The sequence below is a fragment of the Thalassospira sp. HJ genome, assembly GCF_000948415.1.
GTDB lineage: Bacteria > Pseudomonadota > Alphaproteobacteria > Rhodospirillales > Thalassospiraceae > Thalassospira.
The window spans coordinates 213,812-231,431 of record NZ_JYII01000020.1; the positions used below are offsets into that span (position 1 = coordinate 213,812).

Annotated in this window: 17 protein-coding genes; 6 read left to right on the forward strand and 11 right to left on the reverse strand. The window is 55.0% G+C overall.

Annotation, left to right across the window (positions count from 1 at the left end; all coding sequences use genetic code 11):
- The first annotated feature begins 190 nt into the window (after positions 1-190).
- Both UF64_RS16710 and UF64_RS16715 read left to right on the forward strand, forming a co-directional pair.
- Positions 191-1,213 (forward strand): NAD(P)/FAD-dependent oxidoreductase, encoded by a 1,023-nt coding sequence (locus tag UF64_RS16710; RefSeq protein ID WP_044829747.1) that lies wholly within the window; start codon positions 191-193, stop codon positions 1,211-1,213.
- Between the two features lie 36 nt (positions 1,214-1,249).
- Entirely contained in the window at positions 1,250-1,648 is a 399-nt protein-coding gene (locus UF64_RS16715) for a GFA family protein (protein ID WP_044829748.1), read from the forward strand.
- Here the strand turns inward: UF64_RS16715 and UF64_RS16720 are convergent, their stop codons facing one another.
- From UF64_RS16720 to lepA, 3 genes are all read right to left on the reverse strand, one after another.
- Positions 1,649-2,122, reverse strand: coding sequence for a GNAT family N-acetyltransferase (locus UF64_RS16720; RefSeq protein ID WP_044829749.1), 474 nt, complete (start codon positions 2,120-2,122; stop codon positions 1,649-1,651). It abuts the gene before it with no gap.
- 19 nt (positions 2,123-2,141) lie between these two features.
- Positions 2,142-2,600, reverse strand: coding sequence for a heme-degrading domain-containing protein (locus UF64_RS16725; RefSeq protein WP_044829750.1), 459 nt, complete (start codon positions 2,598-2,600; stop codon positions 2,142-2,144).
- A gap of 132 nt (positions 2,601-2,732) precedes the next feature.
- Positions 2,733-4,538 carry a translation elongation factor 4 gene (gene lepA / locus UF64_RS16730; RefSeq protein ID WP_044829751.1) on the reverse strand — a complete coding sequence of 602 codons (1,806 nt, stop codon included), beginning with the start codon at positions 4,536-4,538 and terminating at the stop codon, positions 2,733-2,735.
- Positions 4,539-5,083: 545 nt separating this feature from the next.
- On the opposite strand from lepA, the gene UF64_RS19790 reads away from it, so the two are divergent.
- Both UF64_RS19790 and UF64_RS16740 read left to right on the forward strand, forming a co-directional pair.
- Positions 5,084-7,147, forward strand: a complete 2,064-nt coding sequence (locus tag UF64_RS19790; protein WP_052657681.1) for an ATP-binding protein — start codon at positions 5,084-5,086, stop codon at positions 7,145-7,147.
- A 121-nt stretch (positions 7,148-7,268) separates the two neighbouring features.
- Complete coding sequence (locus tag UF64_RS16740) at positions 7,269-7,742, forward strand: hypothetical protein (RefSeq protein ID WP_044829752.1); 474 nt, start codon at positions 7,269-7,271, stop codon at positions 7,740-7,742.
- A gap of 78 nt (positions 7,743-7,820) precedes the next feature.
- Here UF64_RS16740 and pheT read toward each other — a convergent pair whose 3' ends face one another.
- From pheT to rpmI, 4 genes are all read right to left on the reverse strand, one after another.
- Positions 7,821-10,229 (reverse strand): phenylalanine--tRNA ligase subunit beta, encoded by a 2,409-nt coding sequence (gene pheT, locus UF64_RS16745; protein ID WP_044829753.1) that lies wholly within the window; start codon positions 10,227-10,229, stop codon positions 7,821-7,823.
- Positions 10,230-10,233: 4 nt separating this feature from the next.
- Positions 10,234-11,304: a phenylalanine--tRNA ligase subunit alpha gene (gene pheS, locus UF64_RS16750; protein WP_044829754.1), complete on the reverse strand. Its 1,071-nt coding sequence runs from the start codon at positions 11,302-11,304 to the stop codon at positions 10,234-10,236.
- A gap of 114 nt (positions 11,305-11,418) precedes the next feature.
- Complete coding sequence (gene rplT / locus UF64_RS16755; RefSeq protein ID WP_008888574.1) at positions 11,419-11,775, reverse strand: 50S ribosomal protein L20; 357 nt, start codon at positions 11,773-11,775, stop codon at positions 11,419-11,421.
- 17 nt (positions 11,776-11,792) lie between these two features.
- Positions 11,793-11,990, reverse strand: a complete 198-nt coding sequence (gene rpmI / locus UF64_RS16760; protein WP_044829755.1) for a 50S ribosomal protein L35 — start codon at positions 11,988-11,990, stop codon at positions 11,793-11,795.
- Between the two features lie 253 nt (positions 11,991-12,243).
- On the opposite strand from rpmI, the gene UF64_RS16765 reads away from it, so the two are divergent.
- Positions 12,244-13,101: an AEC family transporter gene (locus tag UF64_RS16765; RefSeq protein WP_044829756.1), complete on the forward strand. Its 858-nt coding sequence runs from the start codon at positions 12,244-12,246 to the stop codon at positions 13,099-13,101.
- 162 nt (positions 13,102-13,263) lie between these two features.
- On the opposite strand, the gene UF64_RS16770 is transcribed toward UF64_RS16765, so the two are convergent.
- From UF64_RS16770 to UF64_RS16785, 4 genes are all read right to left on the reverse strand, one after another.
- Complete coding sequence (locus UF64_RS16770) at positions 13,264-13,668, reverse strand: response regulator (protein ID WP_044829757.1); 405 nt, start codon at positions 13,666-13,668, stop codon at positions 13,264-13,266.
- A 51-nt stretch (positions 13,669-13,719) separates the two neighbouring features.
- Complete coding sequence (gene infC / locus UF64_RS16775) at positions 13,720-14,235, reverse strand: translation initiation factor IF-3 (protein ID WP_044829758.1); 516 nt, start codon at positions 14,233-14,235, stop codon at positions 13,720-13,722.
- A 236-nt stretch (positions 14,236-14,471) separates the two neighbouring features.
- Positions 14,472-15,506, reverse strand: a complete 1,035-nt coding sequence (locus UF64_RS16780) for a glycosyltransferase family 9 protein (protein WP_235285122.1) — start codon at positions 15,504-15,506, stop codon at positions 14,472-14,474.
- Positions 15,503-16,717 carry a glycosyltransferase family 4 protein gene (locus UF64_RS16785; RefSeq protein ID WP_044829759.1) on the reverse strand — a complete coding sequence of 405 codons (1,215 nt, stop codon included), beginning with the start codon at positions 16,715-16,717 and terminating at the stop codon, positions 15,503-15,505. The genes UF64_RS16780 and UF64_RS16785 overlap by 4 nt, the downstream gene beginning before the upstream one ends.
- Positions 16,718-16,774: 57 nt before the next feature.
- Here UF64_RS16785 and UF64_RS16790 point away from each other — a divergent pair, with 57 nt between their 5' ends.
- The gene (locus UF64_RS16790; RefSeq protein ID WP_044829760.1) at positions 16,775-17,584 is read left to right on the forward strand and encodes a carboxylesterase; all 810 of its coding nucleotides are present in this window, start codon (positions 16,775-16,777) and stop codon (positions 17,582-17,584) included.
- Positions 17,585-17,620 lie beyond the last annotated feature (36 nt).

Here is a 17,620-nt window from a genome sequence, read left to right on the forward strand (position 1 = left end):
GGGTTGATGCGGCCTTTCGCAATGAGTTTTGGCCCATGTGCTGCAATTCACGGCGCAAAGCCGGAAAAAGGCCGGTTTACATTGCGATATCGTGCCCCAGATGCTATCTGGCTGCATAAGAAATCCCGCACACCGCCGGGCTTGGGGTCAGCACCCTACCCAAATTCGATTTTATTTGGATGGAAGAAGTATGTCAGACGCATCGCATAGCACAGATATTGCCATTATTGGCGCAGGCCCGGTCGGGCTTTTTGCGGTTTTCGAAGCCGGTATGCTGGGGCTTAAATCCCATGTGATCGACGCGCTTGATATGGTTGGCGGCCAGTGCAGCGCGCTTTATCCGGAAAAGCCGATTTTTGACATTCCGGCCCACCCGCAGATTGCCGGTCAGGACCTTATTCATCAGCTTGCCAAACAGGCCGATCCGTTCGAGCCGACCTATCATCTGGGTCAGCAGGTTACCAAGCTTGAGAAACGCGATGACGGCCGTTTCACGCTGGAAACCACCAAGGGCACGGTGATTGATGCCGGTGCGGTCGTGATTGCAGCCGGTTGCGGTGCCTTCGGCCCGAACAAGCCGCCGATGGATGGCCTTGAAGATTACGAAGGATCGGGTGGCGTTCAGTATTACGTCAAACGCCGTGCGGACTTTGCTGGCAAAAACGTCGTAATTGCAGGTGGCGGTGACTCGGCTGTCGACTGGGCGCTTTCGCTGCATGACATTGCAGCCAAGGTCATGGTTGTCCATCGTCGCCCGAAATTCCGTGCCGCCCCGGACAGCAGTGCAAAACTGCAGGCACTGGCAGAAGCCGGCAAGATCGAGATGGTCATCCCCTATCAGCTTAAAGGCCTTATGGGTGAAAACGGCATCCTGTCACATGTGGTTGTCGCGACCCTGAAGGGCGAAGAGCGCGAGCTTGAAGCCGACCATCTCCTGCCGTTCTTTGGTCTTGCCATGGAACTCGGTCCGATTGCCGACTGGGGCCTTAATCTTGAGAAAAACCATATCGGCGTCAAACAGGCGACCATGGAAACATCGGTGCCGGGCATCTTTGCCATCGGCGATATCGCGACCTATGAGCACAAGCTCAAGCTGATCCTGTCAGGCTTTGCCGAAGGTGCAAGTGCGATCCATGCGGCCCGCGCCTACATGTTCCCGGACAAGGAATTCCACTTCGAATATTCGACGACGACGGGCGTTCCGAACGAATAGCCCGACATTTGGTCACACCTTTCAAGGAAGCGCACCATGACCACAACACATTCCGAACACTCAGGGGGTTGTCTTTGTGGCGCGGTGCGCTTTGTTGCATCAGGGGAGCCGCTTGGCGGCAATCACTGCCATTGCGGCATGTGCCGCAAGGATAGTGGTTCAGGTGTCTCGACCTTTGTCAGCTTCCCGGCCAGTGCCGTTTCGTGGAATGGCAAACCGAGTGATTATGAAAGCTCACCTGGCAAATTTCGCGGTTTTTGCCCGAAATGCGGGTCAAGCATCACTTGGCGCAAGGGAGATGATGACAGCTTCATCGATTTCCGCCTTGGCACCTTTGATGATCCAAGCCCGTTCAAAGCCCAAAAGCATCTTTGGATGAGCACAGCCCTGCCAAGCTTTGCCGATATTGATCCCAAGATCGACCATTTCGACTGATTAGGTCGAAAGCAAACGCACCATATCGACAAGAAACTCACCATCGTGACTAGGATGGGGCCGAGTTCCTGTTTCCTCAAAGCCACAACGAGCATAAAGCCTGCGATTGGCCTGCATCTTTGTGTTGGTATAAAGCGAAATGCTGGCATATCCGCCCAATCTAGATTGCTCACAGGCCAGCTCAATCAAACCAGCTGCCACTCCCCTACCCTGAAATTCTGGTAGCACCGCAACACTGTAAATCTCAGCATGATGCTTCGGGAACGCCAACACAAGAACACCAACCGGCTGGTGGGTTATCTCGGCAAGCCAAACCAGATCGGCCTCAATCCGTTCAGCATAATCTTCAAAAGCAGGCTTTGGCACCGCACCGATAACCGCCTGATATGCCGGTATGTAGGCCGCAGCACTAATTTCCCGAACAATTTCTTGGTCTGCATGCTCGGCCAAACGGCAGTTCGGACTATCGGCCATGCGTTCGCACTCCAAGAGGTTAGATCGCCACGCCAAGATGTTCAGCAAGAACCCCGACAATCATGCCGTGATCTTCATGCGATGCGAGGCCGGATACCGTAATCGCGCCAATCACGCCCACCCCGGCAACCCGGATCGGGAAACTGCCGCCGTGATCGGCATAGTCGGCGAAATCAATGCCGTGATCGGCCAGTGTCTTGCCCTTGGCTTTGAGCTCCGCGCCAAAACGCATCGAGCTTTGATGTTCACGCAGCACCAGATTGCTTTTGCGGCGTGCCCACGCATCATTGGCCGGTTTGGCCCCGGCAAGGGATGCATGAAACAGGTTACGGTCCGGGGTGCGGATATTAACCGCGACCGGGGCATTTTTCGCCTGTGCGACACCCACCAGTTTGGGGCCGATTGACCAGGCGGTGTCTTCGTCAAAACGGTCAAACACCAGAACGTCTTCCTGTCTGGCAAGCTGGTCCAAATCCATCGGGGGCTCCTTGGTCAAATAGCGGGTTGGTCTGGCCATCCATAACGCAGCATGGGGTTATGGGAAACCACAAAGAAAAAAGGCTGCATCCGCAAGGGAATACAGCCTTTGTTTCGATATCGTAATTTCGGCTTACTTGTCGTCGCCCATCTTGAGCGCGTTAATAAAGGCCGATTGCGGAATTTCGACCTTGCCGAACTGACGCATCTTTTTCTTACCGGCCTTCTGTTTTTCAAGAAGCTTGCGTTTACGTGAAACGTCACCGCCGTAACATTTCGCCGTCACGTCCTTACGCAGTGCTGATACGGTTTCACGGGCAATCACCTTGCCACCGATGGCGGCCTGAATGGCGATCCGGAACATCTGGCGCGGGATCAGGTCCTTAAGACGCTTACAGATCTCGCGACCACGATATTCAGCCGCCGAACGGTGAACCATGAGCGCCAGCGCATCGACCGGTTCTTCGTTAACAAGGATGGATACCTTGACCAGATCGCTTTCATCGTAACCGGCGATCTCGTAATCGAAGCTGGCATAACCGCGCGAGATCGATTTCAGACGGTCATAGAAGTCAAAGACGACTTCGTTGAGCGGCAGCTTGTAAACCGCCATTGCCCGGTTACCGACATAGGTCAGGTCAAGCTGAACACCACGGCGTTCGGTGCAAAGTGTCAGGATGCCGCCAAGATATTCGTCCGGCACCATGATCGAAGCCTTGATCCACGGCTCTTCAATCGCCTTGATCTTGGTAACGTCGGGGAAATCTGCCGGGTTATGCAGCATGATTTCTTCGCCCTTGCTGAGCGTGATCTTGTAGGACACCGACGGTGCGGTCGTGATCAGATCAAGCTCGAACTCGCGTTCCAGACGTTCCTGAATGATTTCAAGGTGAAGCAGACCAAGGAAGCCACAACGGAAACCAAGACCAAGAGCGGTCGAGTTTTCCGGTTCGAACTGGAAGGATGCGTCATTGAGATGCAGCTTTTCCAGCGCATCCCGCAGCACTTCATATTCGCTGGTATCAACCGGGAAGATGCCACAGAACACAACCGGGATGGACGGCTTGAAACCGGCCAACGGTTTGGCACAGGGGCGTTTTTCCTCGGTAATCGTGTCACCGACTTCACATTCGGCAACGGTTTTCATACCGCAATTGATAAAGCCGACTTCACCCGGGCCGAGTTCATCAAGCGCAAGCGGTTTTGGTGTAAAGACGCCAACACGTTCGATCTGATGGGTGACCTTGGCGTTCATGAAGCGGACTTTCTGACCCTTTTTCAGGGTACCTTCCTTCACGCGCACCAGAATCATCACACCGAGATAGGTGTCATACCAGCTATCGACCAGAAGCACTTCAAGCGGCGCATCCGCATCCCCGGTCGGGGCCGGAAGACGATGAACAAGGGCCTCAAGCACATCAGGCACGCCCAGCCCGGTTTTGGCCGAAATCATCACCGCGTCAGAGGCATCAATGCCAATCACTTCCTCGATCTGTTCCTTGACCTGATCGGGCTCGGCGGCCGGAAGGTCGACCTTGTTCAGGACAGGTACGATTTCGTGGTTGTTTTCGATCGCCTGATAGACGTTGGCAAGGGTCTGTGCTTCCACACCCTGGGCGGCATCGACAACCAGAAGCGATCCTTCGCATGCGGCAAGCGAGCGCGACACTTCATAGGCAAAGTCAACGTGGCCCGGCGTATCCATCAGGTTAAGGGTATATTCCTGCCCGTCCTTGGCGGTGTATTTCAACCGAACGGCCTGGGACTTAATGGTGATGCCACGTTCGCGTTCGATATCCATCGAATCGAGAACCTGATCGGCCATTTCACGTTCGGTCAGGCCACCGGTCAACTGGATCAGGCGGTCGGCCAGGGTAGATTTACCGTGGTCGATATGGGCGATGATCGAAAAGTTACGAATGTTCTTAAGGTCAGTCATTTTTGGCTGCTTCTGGCACTAAAATTGGCTGGCATTTCGCCGCGTGGCACATTGTTTCGAAACGGTGTGATCACCCGATACCCGGTTGAGCAACAACGCGTAAATCGCCAGTCTTTGCAATATCCCCTGCCCCGTCAGCCAGCCGTTTTTTGGCAGCGACGTCAGGCCGCATCACATGTTGGATGCAAAAGGGCATGATCTAAAAAACCAGCATTACGCGATCATTGCATCGTTCGGGAAATCGGTTTTGTCATTTCCCGGATCAATCACCAGCGGGTTTATAGGGGTTTTTGCACGGAATTAGAAGCGTTGTGTTATGTTCCAGTCATGCACAAATTGCCTGCGGGTGGCTTATGCCGACATGACCGCTGCACGGACGTCGTGATTGTTCGGGTTTTTGCCTGATCCCAAGCGGCGCAATCGCGGGCTGAGATGCCGTCAAACGCATGAATTCATTTGTTTGCATCCTTTTCAACCGGGTGAAAAGGTCTTAGATTTCAACCTGAAGGAAACGTTTTTTCTGTCGGCAGGACCTTGCCAAAAACATGTTCATAACATCCATCGAGCCATCCCTGTCCCGACGCAGCCTTGTGAAGCTGCGCAAACGGCTTGCAGCCCTGACTATGACGGGTGTTTTTGTGCTGCTGTTTTCCTTCTTCTTTATCCAGAAAACGCTTTATGACAGCGCGGTCGAACATGCCAGTGCCCAGCTTGAAGCCACTGCGTTCCGTCTTGGGTCGATGCTGTTGCTCCATGATGACGTCGATCTGCAAAAGATCGTCTCGGACAATTCCGATATCATTGTCGGCCTGCTTGATAATGACCTGAACCAGATCAAGGGTTTTATCCCGCCGCATTTGCTGGGCGATCTTGGCGAATATATCAGCACCCAGGACACAGACCGTGATTCGCTTCTGTGCGTGCATGGCAGCGAGGTCATGGTCCTGGCCTATAGCAAACTTCCCGACATCAACCGGATTGTTGTCACCTACACACCACGCAGCACGCTGTTACATAACTGGCGCGATGCCTTCATCTTGCATGCGCTGATGTTTGTCATGGCGATGACCATCCTGTGCGGGCTTGCGATCTGGTTGTGGCAGCGCCTTAAACGCCAGCACATGCGTGCCGCCCACCTTGCCGAACATTTCAGCGATACGGAAAACACCCTGTCGGAATGTGGTTGTGCGGTGATCAGCTGGCCGGTTGATACAACCGACGGCAAACTGACAACGCAATTGAATTGGCCGGAAATTCTCGGATCAAGTTCCGAAAACCTGGCGCCGACCATGACCGATTTCCTTGATCGTCTGGCCCCGGCATCGCGCACCAAATTGCGCGGTCCGTTGATCGAGAATGTGTGGCCGGATGCGCGGGTCGGAACAATGGTTGATGTCCGAACGGCCAAAAACCTGATGCAGCGTTTTTATCTGATGGCGCATCGCTATACCGAACAGGATGAGCAATTCATTTCAGTACTGCTGCTTGAAACCGCATCCCAACAGGAACTGTGTCATCCGTTCGAGACCTATCTGCGTCATACGCCGGAACCGGCAATCGCGATTGATAGCGAGGGCGTTCTGCGTGGCTTCAGCCCGGCGCTGGAAGAACTGATGGGGCTGCCGGTGCATGACATCGTCAACAAGCAGTTCTTCAAACTGTTCGTGCCAGAAGACCAGCAAACAGCAATGACCGCCATGCGCCAGAAAAGCGGGACGACGATGCTTGGCGATGGCAAATCCATCCTGCGTGTTCTCGACCGCAAGGGAAATACCCACTGGCTGGCCTGGCATTGTGTTGGCCCATTTGACGACATGATCTTCTGCAGTGCGCGCGACGTGACCGAGTTCGTTGAAAACGCCAACAAGCTGCGCGACACGCTTGATCAACTCAAACGCAGCAACGAAGACCTTGAACAGTTCGCCTATGTGGCGTCGCACGATTTGCAGCAGCCCTTGCGCATGGTGGCAAGCTATACGCAGCTTCTCAAGCAACGCTACAGCGGCACCCTTGATCAGGAAGCCGACGAATATATCGACTTTGCCGTCGACGGCGCCAAGCGCATGCACAAGCTGATCAGTCACCTGCTTGAATATGCCAAAACCGGCACCAGCGAGGAATTCAGCGTCATTGACTGCAATCAGGTTCTGAACGAGGCGCAGGCCGACCTCAAAGACGTGATTGGGCGCGAACATGCCACCATCACCCATGATGACCTTCCAACCATCAAGGGCGACCGCATCGCGCTTTCGCGGCTGTTCCAGAACCTGTTGTCCAACGCGATAAAGTATCGTCGCCCGGGCGTGCCGCCGCATATTTCCATCACGGTCGAACCCGATCCGGTAATGCGCGATTACTGGCGGTTTTCGGTCCGCGATAATGGCATTGGCATCCATCCCGAACATGCGCAGCGGATTTTCCGCCTGTTCCAGCGCCTGCATAAGGACGAGTTTTCCGGAACGGGACTTGGACTTTCGCTTTGTCGCAAGATCGTTGAACAGCATGGGGGGCGCATCTGGCTTGATACCAGCCGTCCTGTCAGTGATCCGGGCACAACCATCATCTTTACCCTGCGGGTCCATCACCCTGATCAACGCGAAAGCCGGTAAGCTTATCCGCTGACGTTCTTGCACGGGCCTCACGCGCCCGGATGGCAAGTATCTTGCTTCGTCTTTTGCATGAGACGGGCAGACAGGTAAAAGCTGCCCTGTGCCTGTTATGGAGCGTTAAATGTTCAAGACCGTGATCCTGCCCCGCCCGATCCTTAAACCCATTCTGGCGATGCTCGGCCTTTTGGCGCTGAGTGCATGTGGGTCGGACATGCGCACCATGAATGACAGCCACATGCAGACACTGGCCTATTACTTTGCCGAACATGAACCGGGCGAACCATTGCCGCGCGGCTGGCGGCGGCTGGATGGCGCAGAAATCAATTACCGTTTTGCAAACGAAACGTATGCGGTCTATTCGATTGACGAGGACGAGCAGCTTCTTGTCATGCATCTCTATGACAATGGCACCGGCCGCCTGGAGGCCGATGATGATCGCGAACGGTGTGAGTGGAACAGCATGGTCGATCAGCTGACCATTGAGTGCGATGACACCGATATGGAATGGCATATTTTCACCAATGGCCCGGATCTGATCGCGCTTGATCTTGATGAAGACGAATATGCCATCTTGCGCAAACGGCCCGGTCGGTAATTTTGACCGGTTTGCCGCAAACAAAACGGGCTGCCCCATAAGGAGCAGCCCGTTTTCATTGAGATAGTCAGTGCAACCTTAAGCGCGCAGCGAGCCGCCGGTAGCCTTTTCGACCGCTTCGACAACCTTTTTGCAGACCGCTTCGATTTCTTCTTCGGTCAGGGTTGCCTTGGTCGGCTGCAATGTGATCGAGAAGGCCAGTGATTTCTTGCCATCCTCAATCCCCTTGCCGGCATAAAGGTCAAAGATCGTCACATCCGTAATCAGATTGCGATCAGCGCCCTTGGCCGCCTTGATGATTGCCTCGGCCTTCACACTTTCATCAAGAAGGAAGGCAAAGTCACGTTCGACCGACTGGAAGCTTGATGCATTCAGCGCCGGACGGGCCGTACCCTTTTTCTTGGGCATTGGCACATTTTCAACAAACAGCTCAAACGCCACAACGCGGCCTTTGACACCAAGCGCCTTAAGCACCTTAGGATGCAGTTCCCCGAAATAGCCCAGAACGTTTTTCGGACCCAGCTGCAGGGCAGCGGAACGGCCCGGGTGATACCATTCCGGCGCACCGTCGGTATTGACCTGGACATTGGCGGCATTGGTGCCCAATGCTTCGATCAGGGCTTCGGCATCGGCCTTGACGTCAAAGACATCAACATCACGGCGCGAACCGGTCCAGCTGCGTGGTGTGGTCGCACCGGCGCGCAGGCCAGCCGCCACCAGACGCTGATCACCCGGCTGATCGCCAAAGAATTCCGGACCGACTTCAAACAGGGCAAGGTCAGAAAAACCACGTGCCTGGTTACGACCGGCAGCCGCGATCATGTTGATCAGGGCGTTCGGACGCATGATATCAAGATCGGAGCTGATCGGGTTGGCCAGATACAGACCTTCTTTAAGCTCGCCAAACAGCTTGGCCCAACGCGAGTCCGTAAAGGACCAGGTGACGGTTTCATAAAGGCCACGCGACGCTAGGACACGACGGGTCAGACCGACCCGCTTTTGCATCGGGGACAGAGCCGGCACCGGCAGGCTGCTTTCACGTTCCAGCGGCACGGTCGGGATTTTGTCATAGCCGACAATGCGCAGGACTTCCTCGACCAGATCGGCTTCACCGATGATGTCCGGGCGCCAGGTCGGTGCGACAGCGGTAATGACCGGTGCGGAACCACTGACCTCGAAACCAAGCGATTTCAGAATGTCGATGGCACGATCGGCCTCAACAGCAACACCGCCGAGTTCGAGGATTCGGTCAATGCGCAGATCAAAGGAATTGCGCGGGTTCGGTACTTCGCCTGCCTTGACGACATGCGAGACTTCGCCACCACAAAGCTCCGTAATCAGATGGGTGGCAACTTCCATGCCCCATGCGATCGATTGCGGATCAACGCCGCGCTCGAACCGATAACGGGCATCGGAATTGACCTGAAGCTTGCGGCCGGTCTTGGCGATGCTGATCGGATCGAACAGCGCACATTCGACAAAAACATTGGTCGTTTCTTCAAGGCAGCCGGTTTCTTCACCGCCGATGATCCCGCCAATACCAAGTGCCTTGGCCTGATCGGCAATGACAACCATGGAATCGGAAAGTTCGTATTCCTTGTTATCAAGGGCTGCGATCTTTTCACCATTGGTCGCGTAGCGCACATTGATATCACCCGACAGCTTGTCGGCGTCAAACACGTGCAGCGGACGGCCCAGATCGTGGGTCAGAAGGTTGGTAATATCCACCAGTGCCGAAATCGGACGCAGACCGATGGCTTCCAGACGGGCTTTCAGCCATTCCGGGCTTTCGGCGTTTTTCACACCGCGGATGTAACGGCCATAAAATGCCGGAACCGCATTGTTGCTGGCGATATCGCCGCTGATCGCAACGCCAATCGGGCTGTCAAACGAACCAGCAACCGCTTCTTGACGCGGATCGGCCTTAAGCGTGCCAATACCAGCTGCGGCCAGATCGCGAGCAATGCCGCGCACACCGGTGCAATCGGGGCGGTTCGGGGTCAGGCCGATTTCGATGATTGGATCATCCGCACCAAGAACACTGGCGACCGGTGCACCGATTTCAGCGTCTTCTGGCAGTTCGATGATGCCGTCATGGTCTTCACCAAGGCACAGCTCACGGGTGGAGCACATCATGCCCTGACTTTCGACACCGCGGATCTTGCCCGGCTTCAGCTTGGAGCCATCAATCGGAATGATCGCCCCCGGCTGTGCCAGTGCGACCTTCAGGCCCGTACGTGCATTGGGTGCACCACAGACGACCTGAATGATTTTGTCGCCGGTATTGACCCGGCAAAGCTTCAGGCGGTCGGCATCGGGATGCTGGCCTGCTTCTTCGATGTGCGCGACGCGGATGTCGGCAAGGGCTGCCGCGCGGTCGGTCACGCCTTCAATTTCAAGACCGATATCGGTCAGTTTTTCGGCGACCACCTCGATCGATGCATCGGTATCGAGGTGCTGTTTCAGCCAATTCAGTGTGAATTTCATAATCTCAGCCCCTTACCATGTTCGGTACATCCAGCGGCACGAAACCATAATGTTTCAGCCAGCGCAGATCGGTATCGAAGAAGGTGCGAAGATCGGGAATGCCGTATTTCAGCATCGCGATGCGTTCGATCCCCATGCCAAAGGCAAAGCCCTGATATTCTTCGGGATCAAGACCACAGGCAGACAGAACACGCGGATGAACCATGCCGCAGCCAAGAATTTCCAGCCAGTCGTCGCCTTCACCGATCTTGAGTTCCCCACCCTTGCGCGAGCAACCGATATCCATTTCAGCACTCGGTTCGGTGAAGGGGAAGAAGCTCGGACGATAGCGCACAGGCACATCATCAAGTTCGAAATAGGTTTTGACGAACTCAAGCAGGCAACCCTTGAGATGGCCCATGTGGGTCTTCTTGTCGATCACCAGGCCTTCGACCTGATGGAACATCGGCGTGTGGGTCATATCGCTGTCAGAGCGATAGGTACGACCCGGCGCAATGATGCGGATCGGCGGGGTTTTGGACTGCATGGTCCGGATCTGCACCGGCGAGGTGTGGGTGCGCAGCACAAGGCGCGAGCCATCTTCCTGTTCGGGCAGATAGAAGGTGTCCTGCATTTCACGCGCGGGATGTTCCGGCGGAATATTCAGCGCAGTGAAGTTATGGAAGTCGTCTTCAACATCCGGACCTTCGGCCAAGGCAAAGCCCATCTCGCCAAAAATCGAGACGATTTCATCAATCGTCTGGCTGATCGGGTGAACACGGCCAGCAGCTTCATCCGGACGCGAGGACAGGGTGACGTCGATCCGCTCGCCCGACAGACGCGCTTCAAGGGCAGCATCTTCAAGGGCGGTTTTGCGGGTTTCGATTGCGCCAGCGACCTGGTCCTTGACGGCATTGAGCGTCTGACCAAATTCACGACGCTGGTCCGGGTCCATCTTGCCAAGGTTTTTCATCAGGCCGGTAATGCGGCCTTTCTTGCCAAGGGCGCTGATGCGGACGTCTTCAAGCGCGGTCAGATCCGCTGCCTTTTCGACTTCCGCCAGAACCTCTTCGCGCAATGCTTCGATGTTTTCCATAACTTCCGACGCTTTGGCTTGGGTTTAAAAATCACAAAAAGAAAAGGGACGGCCAATATGGCCGCCCCTGATCAAATCAGGCAAGTGCCGATGAAACCTTTTTACAAAGGTTTATCAGTCCAGTGCAGCCTGCGCCTGGGTGACCAGAGCTTTGAAAGCTTCCGGCTCACGCACTGCGATGTCGGCAAGAACTTTACGGTCCAGCTCAACACCAGCCTTTTTGAGGCCGTTCATGAACTGGGAGTAGCTCAGACCGTTCTCACGTGCGCCAGCGTTGATACGCTGGATCCAGAGCGAGCGGAACTGGCGTTTCTTAACGCGACGATCGCGGTATGCATACTGCAGACCTTTTTCCACAGCCTGGACGGCGGTGCGGAAAGTGTTGTTGCGGCGACCGCGGTAACCCTTGGCAGCCTTAATAACCTTGCGGTGACGAGCGTGCGAAGACACGCCCCCTTTTACACGAGCCATTTAACTCTCCTTCAACCTTAACCGTACGGCAGGAATTTTTTGACGATGCGGGCATCTGCGTCACAGAGGATCTCCGTGCCACGAGCCTGGCGCTTCATCTTGGTCGGTTTCGCAGTCAGAAGGTGGCGCTTGTTTGCCACGTTGTGACGGACTTTCCCGCTTGCAGTCAGGCGAAAGCGTTTTTTCGCACTCGATTTGGTCTTCATCTTGGGCATTTTTCTATCCTTGCATAAGCAATGAAAACGAAATCCCCTACGGCGGCTGGGCATGCCCTGAAGGATCAATACAGACCTTCCAGCCTCACCACCTGTTTTGGGGACGGGTGGTTATAGACTCCGACTTTACCTTTTTCAAGGGCCAATTCAGCCCTTTCCCCTTGCTTTTTGCGGCATTGAGCCGCCATTGTGGCCAAGCACTGCTTTTCACGGCCAGATCCGCCATCCTCTTATTCGCCATCTGACTGATCACATGTCGCAAATCACATCAATCATTTTGCCGTTCTTTGCGCTGATCGGCCTTGGCTGGATTGGCGGCAAGTTCAAGATCGTGTCGCCGGATGGCATGCGCGGCATCAATGGCTTTGTGTTCTATTTTGCCCTGCCCGCCCTTCTGTTCAAGACACTGGCGACCCGAAGCCCTTCAGAAATCTGGCAGCCCGATATCATGCTGGCTTATGGCGGTGGCACCCTTGTCGTCTATGGCATTTCGCGTCTGATCGCCGCCCGGGTGTTCGATCTTGATCCCACCAGCCGGACACTGTTTTCCTTTGCTGGCACCATGGGCAATGTCGGGTTCATGGAACTGCCACTGATCATCGGCTTGCTGGGTCCGGCCGCAACTGTTCCGTTGATTGTGGCACTTGCGATTGATCTGGTTGTGATGCTGCCGCTCTCGCTTTTACTGCTTGAAGGTGCCAAGCACGCCCAAGGCAGCAACCCGATCGGCAAGATTGTGCGCGGCACATTCACCAACCCGGTGGTCCTTGCGATTATCGCCGGGGTTCTGGTGAGCGTCCTTGATCTCGATTGGCCCGATGGCGTTGATTACCTGCTTGATCTTCTTGGGCAAAGTGCCGGTCCGGCCGCCCTGTTTGCGATTGGTGTTGCACTTGTTGGTCGACCGATTGCTGAAAAGCGGGCTGAGCTTGCCACCATGTCTGTCGCCAAACTGATCGCCCATCCCGTCGCAGTGTTTGTCGGGTTCTGGATTGTCGGTTCTGTCAGCGGGCTTGAGGCAAAAGCAGTTCTGTTGCTCGCCGCCTTGCCAACTGCCGGGAATGTCTTTGTGATCGCGACGACCTATGATCGCTATATCGTGCGCAGTTAATCAATCGTGCTGATGACCACGGCACTTGGTGTGATCAGCTTTTCAGCATTCTCGGTCTATATTGACATGATTGTCGGATGGCTCGACTGAGCCAGCAAAAAGCCAGGACTAAAACGGATCCTGTCAACGGGGCTCGATCAAGAGCAGCCCGCAGAAAAGCGATCAGATGGCCGTTTTGATGGTATGCGCCCGACCGACCCATTTCTCGATTCGGCTCATCAGCTTTTCACGGTTGATCGGCTTGAGCACGAAATCATTCCCGCCAGCAGCAACACCACCGCGCAGGTCCTCTTCACCCTGACGTGCGGTGACATAAATGATCGCACAGGACAGGTCGGGGAACTGTGTCCGGACATTGATCGCCGTTTCGAACCCGTTCATGTCGGGCATCATGATATCCATCAGGATGATGCGCGGACGTTTGGTCTTGAGGAGTTTGAGAAGGTCCTTGCCAGAGGAAACACCCTGAAACGAGAACCCGCCACTTTCGACGATTCGTTTCAGGAGAACCAGACTCTTGGGATCGTCATCGACGCCCACGATCAGAAGATCATTTCCGACTGGCATGGCATTCCCTCTTTGGCTTGAACCTTGGGGTAAAAGGCAAAACGCCGCGTCTTAACGCGGCGCCAGCACCATAATCATAACACGGCCTTCCATCTTTGGCATCATTTCCGGTTTTGCGAGGTCTTCAAGATCCCCCGAAAAACGCTGGAGCATGCCAAGACCAAGGTCCTGGTGAGCCATTTCACGTCCGCGGAAACGCAACGTGACTTTCACCTTGTCTCCACCGCCAAGAAACTTCTGCGCGGCGCGCAGTTTGACGTTGTAGTCATGGACATCGATGTTCGGACGGAGTTTGATCTCCTTGACCTCGATAACCTTCTGTTTCTTTTTGGCCTCGTTCTGCTTCTTGCTTTGTTCGTATTTGAACTTACCGTAATCAATCAGCTTGCAAACTGGCGGCTCGGCATTCGGAGCGACTTCGACAAGGTCGAGTCCAACTTCCGCTGCCATTTCAATGCCTTCACGCACCGTAATCGGGTCGGACATGTTGCCTTCGGCGTCAACGACACAGATGGAACGGGCTTTGATATCCTCATTGACGCGCGGACCTTCCTTGGTCGGCTGCATCGGTTTGCGTGGTCGTGCTATGGATAATCTCCTATGGTCATCAAACAAATCGGTCAGAAACAGAAGCAGGAAAGCGCACATGGAAGTACAGAAGCACCATGGTGTTTTCCATGAGACCTCACCTAGCATATCCACGCGCGTTCAGAAAGCAATGATTTTAGGCAACTAAATCGGCCTCAAAGCGCCATTTTCCGCGCCTTTGTTCCCGAAAGCCAAATCAGTTAAATCCCGCAATCCTAGTCGGTGAGATCAAGACGCTCGCGAATGACATCCATCACGCGGTTTACCGTCAACTCGCGCAGATCGCTTTCACGTACGATGCTGACAGCATTTGGTGCATGACCGCGCGGTGCGCAACGCTTTGGATCAGATTCGCGTGAAAACAGGACGATCGACGGCGCGCCAGCTGCGGCAGCGATATGCATCGGCCCGGTATCATTACCAATCGCCAGAACGGACCGTTCGGCAAGGGAGGCGATATCGAGGAACCCGGTCCGCCCCATCAGATTGCGCGCCTTGGGACACATCTGATCAATCCGGTTTAAAACATCGGCTTCGCTGTCAGTTCCGATTAAGACGGGCGTCAAGCGATAATCCGCTAGCTTTTTTGCAAGCAACCCAAAGCGCTCCGCGGGCCAACGTTTCGCCGGACGATGCGGCGCCCCGCCAGGACAGATCAGGACAAACGGACTTCGAATTCCAAACCGGTCCAGGTCTATATCGGACCCTGAAATGTAAGGTGCTGGAACATCCTTAATACCGACATCAGCGAGCTGATCCGCATGTCGATCAATCGTATGCATGTTTGAGCGTTCAGGATTGGCATGCGGATGCGAGCAGCCACGCGCAATCCCGGACCATTCGGGCTTTGGACCCGGCCAGAACAGTTTGTAATAGAATCCGGACCGATCCGAGGTCTGCAGATCATAGACCCTATCAAAATTGCCATTGCGCAAAAACCGGCGCAGCGCCAAGACTTCGCGCACGTTGCTCAGTTTCGGCCGGCGGTCGATGGCAATTGAGTCAAAAAAGCCACTGGCCTTCATCAAATCAACATACGGCCGCGTGGTCAAAACCGTGATATGCGCATCAGGGTGAGCCGCACGGATGGCCGCAAACGGCCCCATGGCCAGAACTACATCACCAAGTGCGGATAGTTTGATAACCAGAATACGCTCACGCTTCGGTTCCGGCTTTGCTGCAACCGTCTGACCATCAGTCTCTGAATTTTGCGCGTCAGCAGGCGAAGTTTCAGTTTGCTTGTCGATCATGCAGCGTTCCTGATCACCCGCTTCAGTGCCTTGGCATAAACATTCAGAGTCCGCTCTGCCATTTGCTCTAGCGAGTATTCGGCAATCACATGATCACGCCCCTTGGCAGCCAGTTTGGCACGTTTTTCCGGTGTCAGGTTCAACACCTGCACAAGCGCACGCGACAGCTGATCAACCTCACCCGGGCTCACCAGCCAACCGGTCTCCCCCGGCAAAACCGTTTCCATCGCCCCGCCATGAGCAGTCGACACGACCGGGCGGCCCATGGCCTGTGCTTCAGACGGAATACGACCGAAAGCCTCCGGTTCAGTCGATGGGCACGCAACGACATCTGCGAGCATATAGGCGGCGGGCATATCATTACAGTGATCAACGATATGAACGATGTCTTCAAGACCCAGCTTCCGCGTGATTTGCAGGACTTCCTCGCGATATCCGGTGCGTCCCTGATCAGAACCGACGATCAGACAGCGAACCTTTCGATGTCCAAGCGCTTCAAGGACTGCCGGTAAGGATCGAATCAGAAACCCATGGCCTTTCCAACGGGTGATCCGTCCGGGCAGCATGATGACATACTCTTCGCCATCCAAACGCCACAGGTTTGACAGGGCGATCAGGCGTTCCTGGCTGACATTTTCCGGATTGAACAGATCAACATTCGTGCCGCGCGGCACGATGTTCAGTCGGTCGGGTTCGACCTTGTAATATTTGTTGATGTGATTGGCGATATGCTTGGAGATCGCGATCACCTGATCACCCATGGTCATGATCGCGTTGTAGCGGCGCTTGAACGGGTTGTTGTAACCGGAATAGGTGCCATGGAAGGTCGTAACAAACGGGATACCGGTCTTGCGCGCGGCAAAATACGCACTCCAGGCTGGCGCGCGCGAGCGGGCGTGAATGATATCGACACCTTCTTCCCGGATGACCTTGACGAGCGCATCTATGTTCTTGCGCATGGTCAGGATGTTTTTTGATTTGAGCGGAAGGGTGATGTGCTTGGCACCAAAGCGGTCAAGTTCGCGCTCCAGGCGACCGCCTTGGGATGCAACAAGCGCCTTGCCACCCCCATCAACGATAGCGCGCGCGATATCAACCGTACCGCGCTCGACACCGCCGGCATCAAGTTCTGGCAACACCTGTAAAATAACGGCAGGTCGATAGTCCCCGCCTTGCGCTTGGGGCTCTGATCGATAGACTGTCTCTGTCATTACTTCTGACGCGCTCATGCAACTCCAACCATCAACACCCAAGGACAGACGCCCCGGATGACACATGACCTGCCGACGCAACAGCCCCTAAAGCCCGAATATCTCAACCGGCCAGATGGTTTAAAAATCGCATACCATCACGTACCGGGCAAGCCATCTAACGTACAGGTGCCCAATACGCCCGGTGTGATGTTTCTTGGCGGTTTCATGTCGGACATGACCGGCACCAAGGCAACCCACCTTGAGGCGCACTGCATTCGGCAGGGGGTGGCTTATACCCGCTTTGACTATTCCGGTCACGGACAATCGTCGGGCAAATTTGCCGATGGCACCATCGGGCAATGGGCCAGTGATGCCATTGCGGTTCTTGATGAAATCACCTCTGGCCCTCAGATCCTTGTCGGCTCGTCGATGGGGGGATGGATCATGCTTTTGGCAGCCCTCGCCCGTAAGGAACGCGTCGCCGGACTGGTCGGCATCGCCGCCGCCCCCGACTTTACCGAAGACCTGATGTGGGCGCAGTTCAGCGAAGAACAGAAAAAGACCATCATGGATGAAGGCGCGCTGATCGAGCCAACCGAATATGGTGACGATCCCTATACCATCACCCGTGATCTGATCGAGGATGGGCGTAAGCAGCTTTTGCTGCGCGAGCCAATTGATCTGAAATGCCCGGTCAGACTGGTTCAAGGTATGCAGGACCCGGATGTACCCTGGCAAACGGCAATCCGCCTGACCGAGGCACTAGTCACCGATGATGTCCGGGTCGATCTGATCAAGACCGGCGACCATCGCCTGTCAGAGCCTGATCAGATGGACGTCATCACCAAACATATTGATGAAGTGATCACAAAGACGGCGGAATAGCGCACCGTCTTTGCATCAAGTTCGGATATGACAGAC

Bases quoted from the DNA above. Each gene is read 5' to 3' on its own strand.
- UF64_RS16710 (WP_044829747.1), top strand. From the start codon at position 191: ATGTCAGACGCATCGCATAGCACAGATATTGCCATTATTGGCGCAGGC.
- UF64_RS16715 (WP_044829748.1), top strand. From the start codon at position 1,250: ATGACCACAACACATTCCGAACACTCAGGGGGTTGTCTTTGTGGCGCG.
- UF64_RS16720 (WP_044829749.1), bottom strand. From the start codon at position 2,122: ATGGCCGATAGTCCGAACTGCCGTTTGGCCGAGCATGCAGACCAAGAA.
- UF64_RS16725 (WP_044829750.1), bottom strand. From the start codon at position 2,600: ATGGATTTGGACCAGCTTGCCAGACAGGAAGACGTTCTGGTGTTTGAC.
- lepA (WP_044829751.1), bottom strand. From the start codon at position 4,538: ATGACTGACCTTAAGAACATTCGTAACTTTTCGATCATCGCCCATATC.
- UF64_RS19790 (WP_052657681.1), top strand. From the start codon at position 5,084: ATGTTCATAACATCCATCGAGCCATCCCTGTCCCGACGCAGCCTTGTG.
- UF64_RS16740 (WP_044829752.1), top strand. From the start codon at position 7,269: ATGTTCAAGACCGTGATCCTGCCCCGCCCGATCCTTAAACCCATTCTG.
- pheT (WP_044829753.1), bottom strand. From the start codon at position 10,229: ATGAAATTCACACTGAATTGGCTGAAACAGCACCTCGATACCGATGCA.
- pheS (WP_044829754.1), bottom strand. From the start codon at position 11,304: ATGGAAAACATCGAAGCATTGCGCGAAGAGGTTCTGGCGGAAGTCGAA.
- rplT (WP_008888574.1), bottom strand. From the start codon at position 11,775: ATGGCTCGTGTAAAAGGGGGCGTGTCTTCGCACGCTCGTCACCGCAAG.
- rpmI (WP_044829755.1), bottom strand. From the start codon at position 11,990: ATGCCCAAGATGAAGACCAAATCGAGTGCGAAAAAACGCTTTCGCCTG.
- UF64_RS16765 (WP_044829756.1), top strand. From the start codon at position 12,244: ATGTCGCAAATCACATCAATCATTTTGCCGTTCTTTGCGCTGATCGGC.
- UF64_RS16770 (WP_044829757.1), bottom strand. From the start codon at position 13,668: ATGCCAGTCGGAAATGATCTTCTGATCGTGGGCGTCGATGACGATCCC.
- infC (WP_044829758.1), bottom strand. From the start codon at position 14,235: ATGCAGCCGACCAAGGAAGGTCCGCGCGTCAATGAGGATATCAAAGCC.
- UF64_RS16780 (WP_235285122.1), bottom strand. From the start codon at position 15,506: ATGATCGACAAGCAAACTGAAACTTCGCCTGCTGACGCGCAAAATTCA.
- UF64_RS16785 (WP_044829759.1), bottom strand. From the start codon at position 16,717: ATGACAGAGACAGTCTATCGATCAGAGCCCCAAGCGCAAGGCGGGGAC.
- UF64_RS16790 (WP_044829760.1), top strand. From the start codon at position 16,775: ATGACACATGACCTGCCGACGCAACAGCCCCTAAAGCCCGAATATCTC.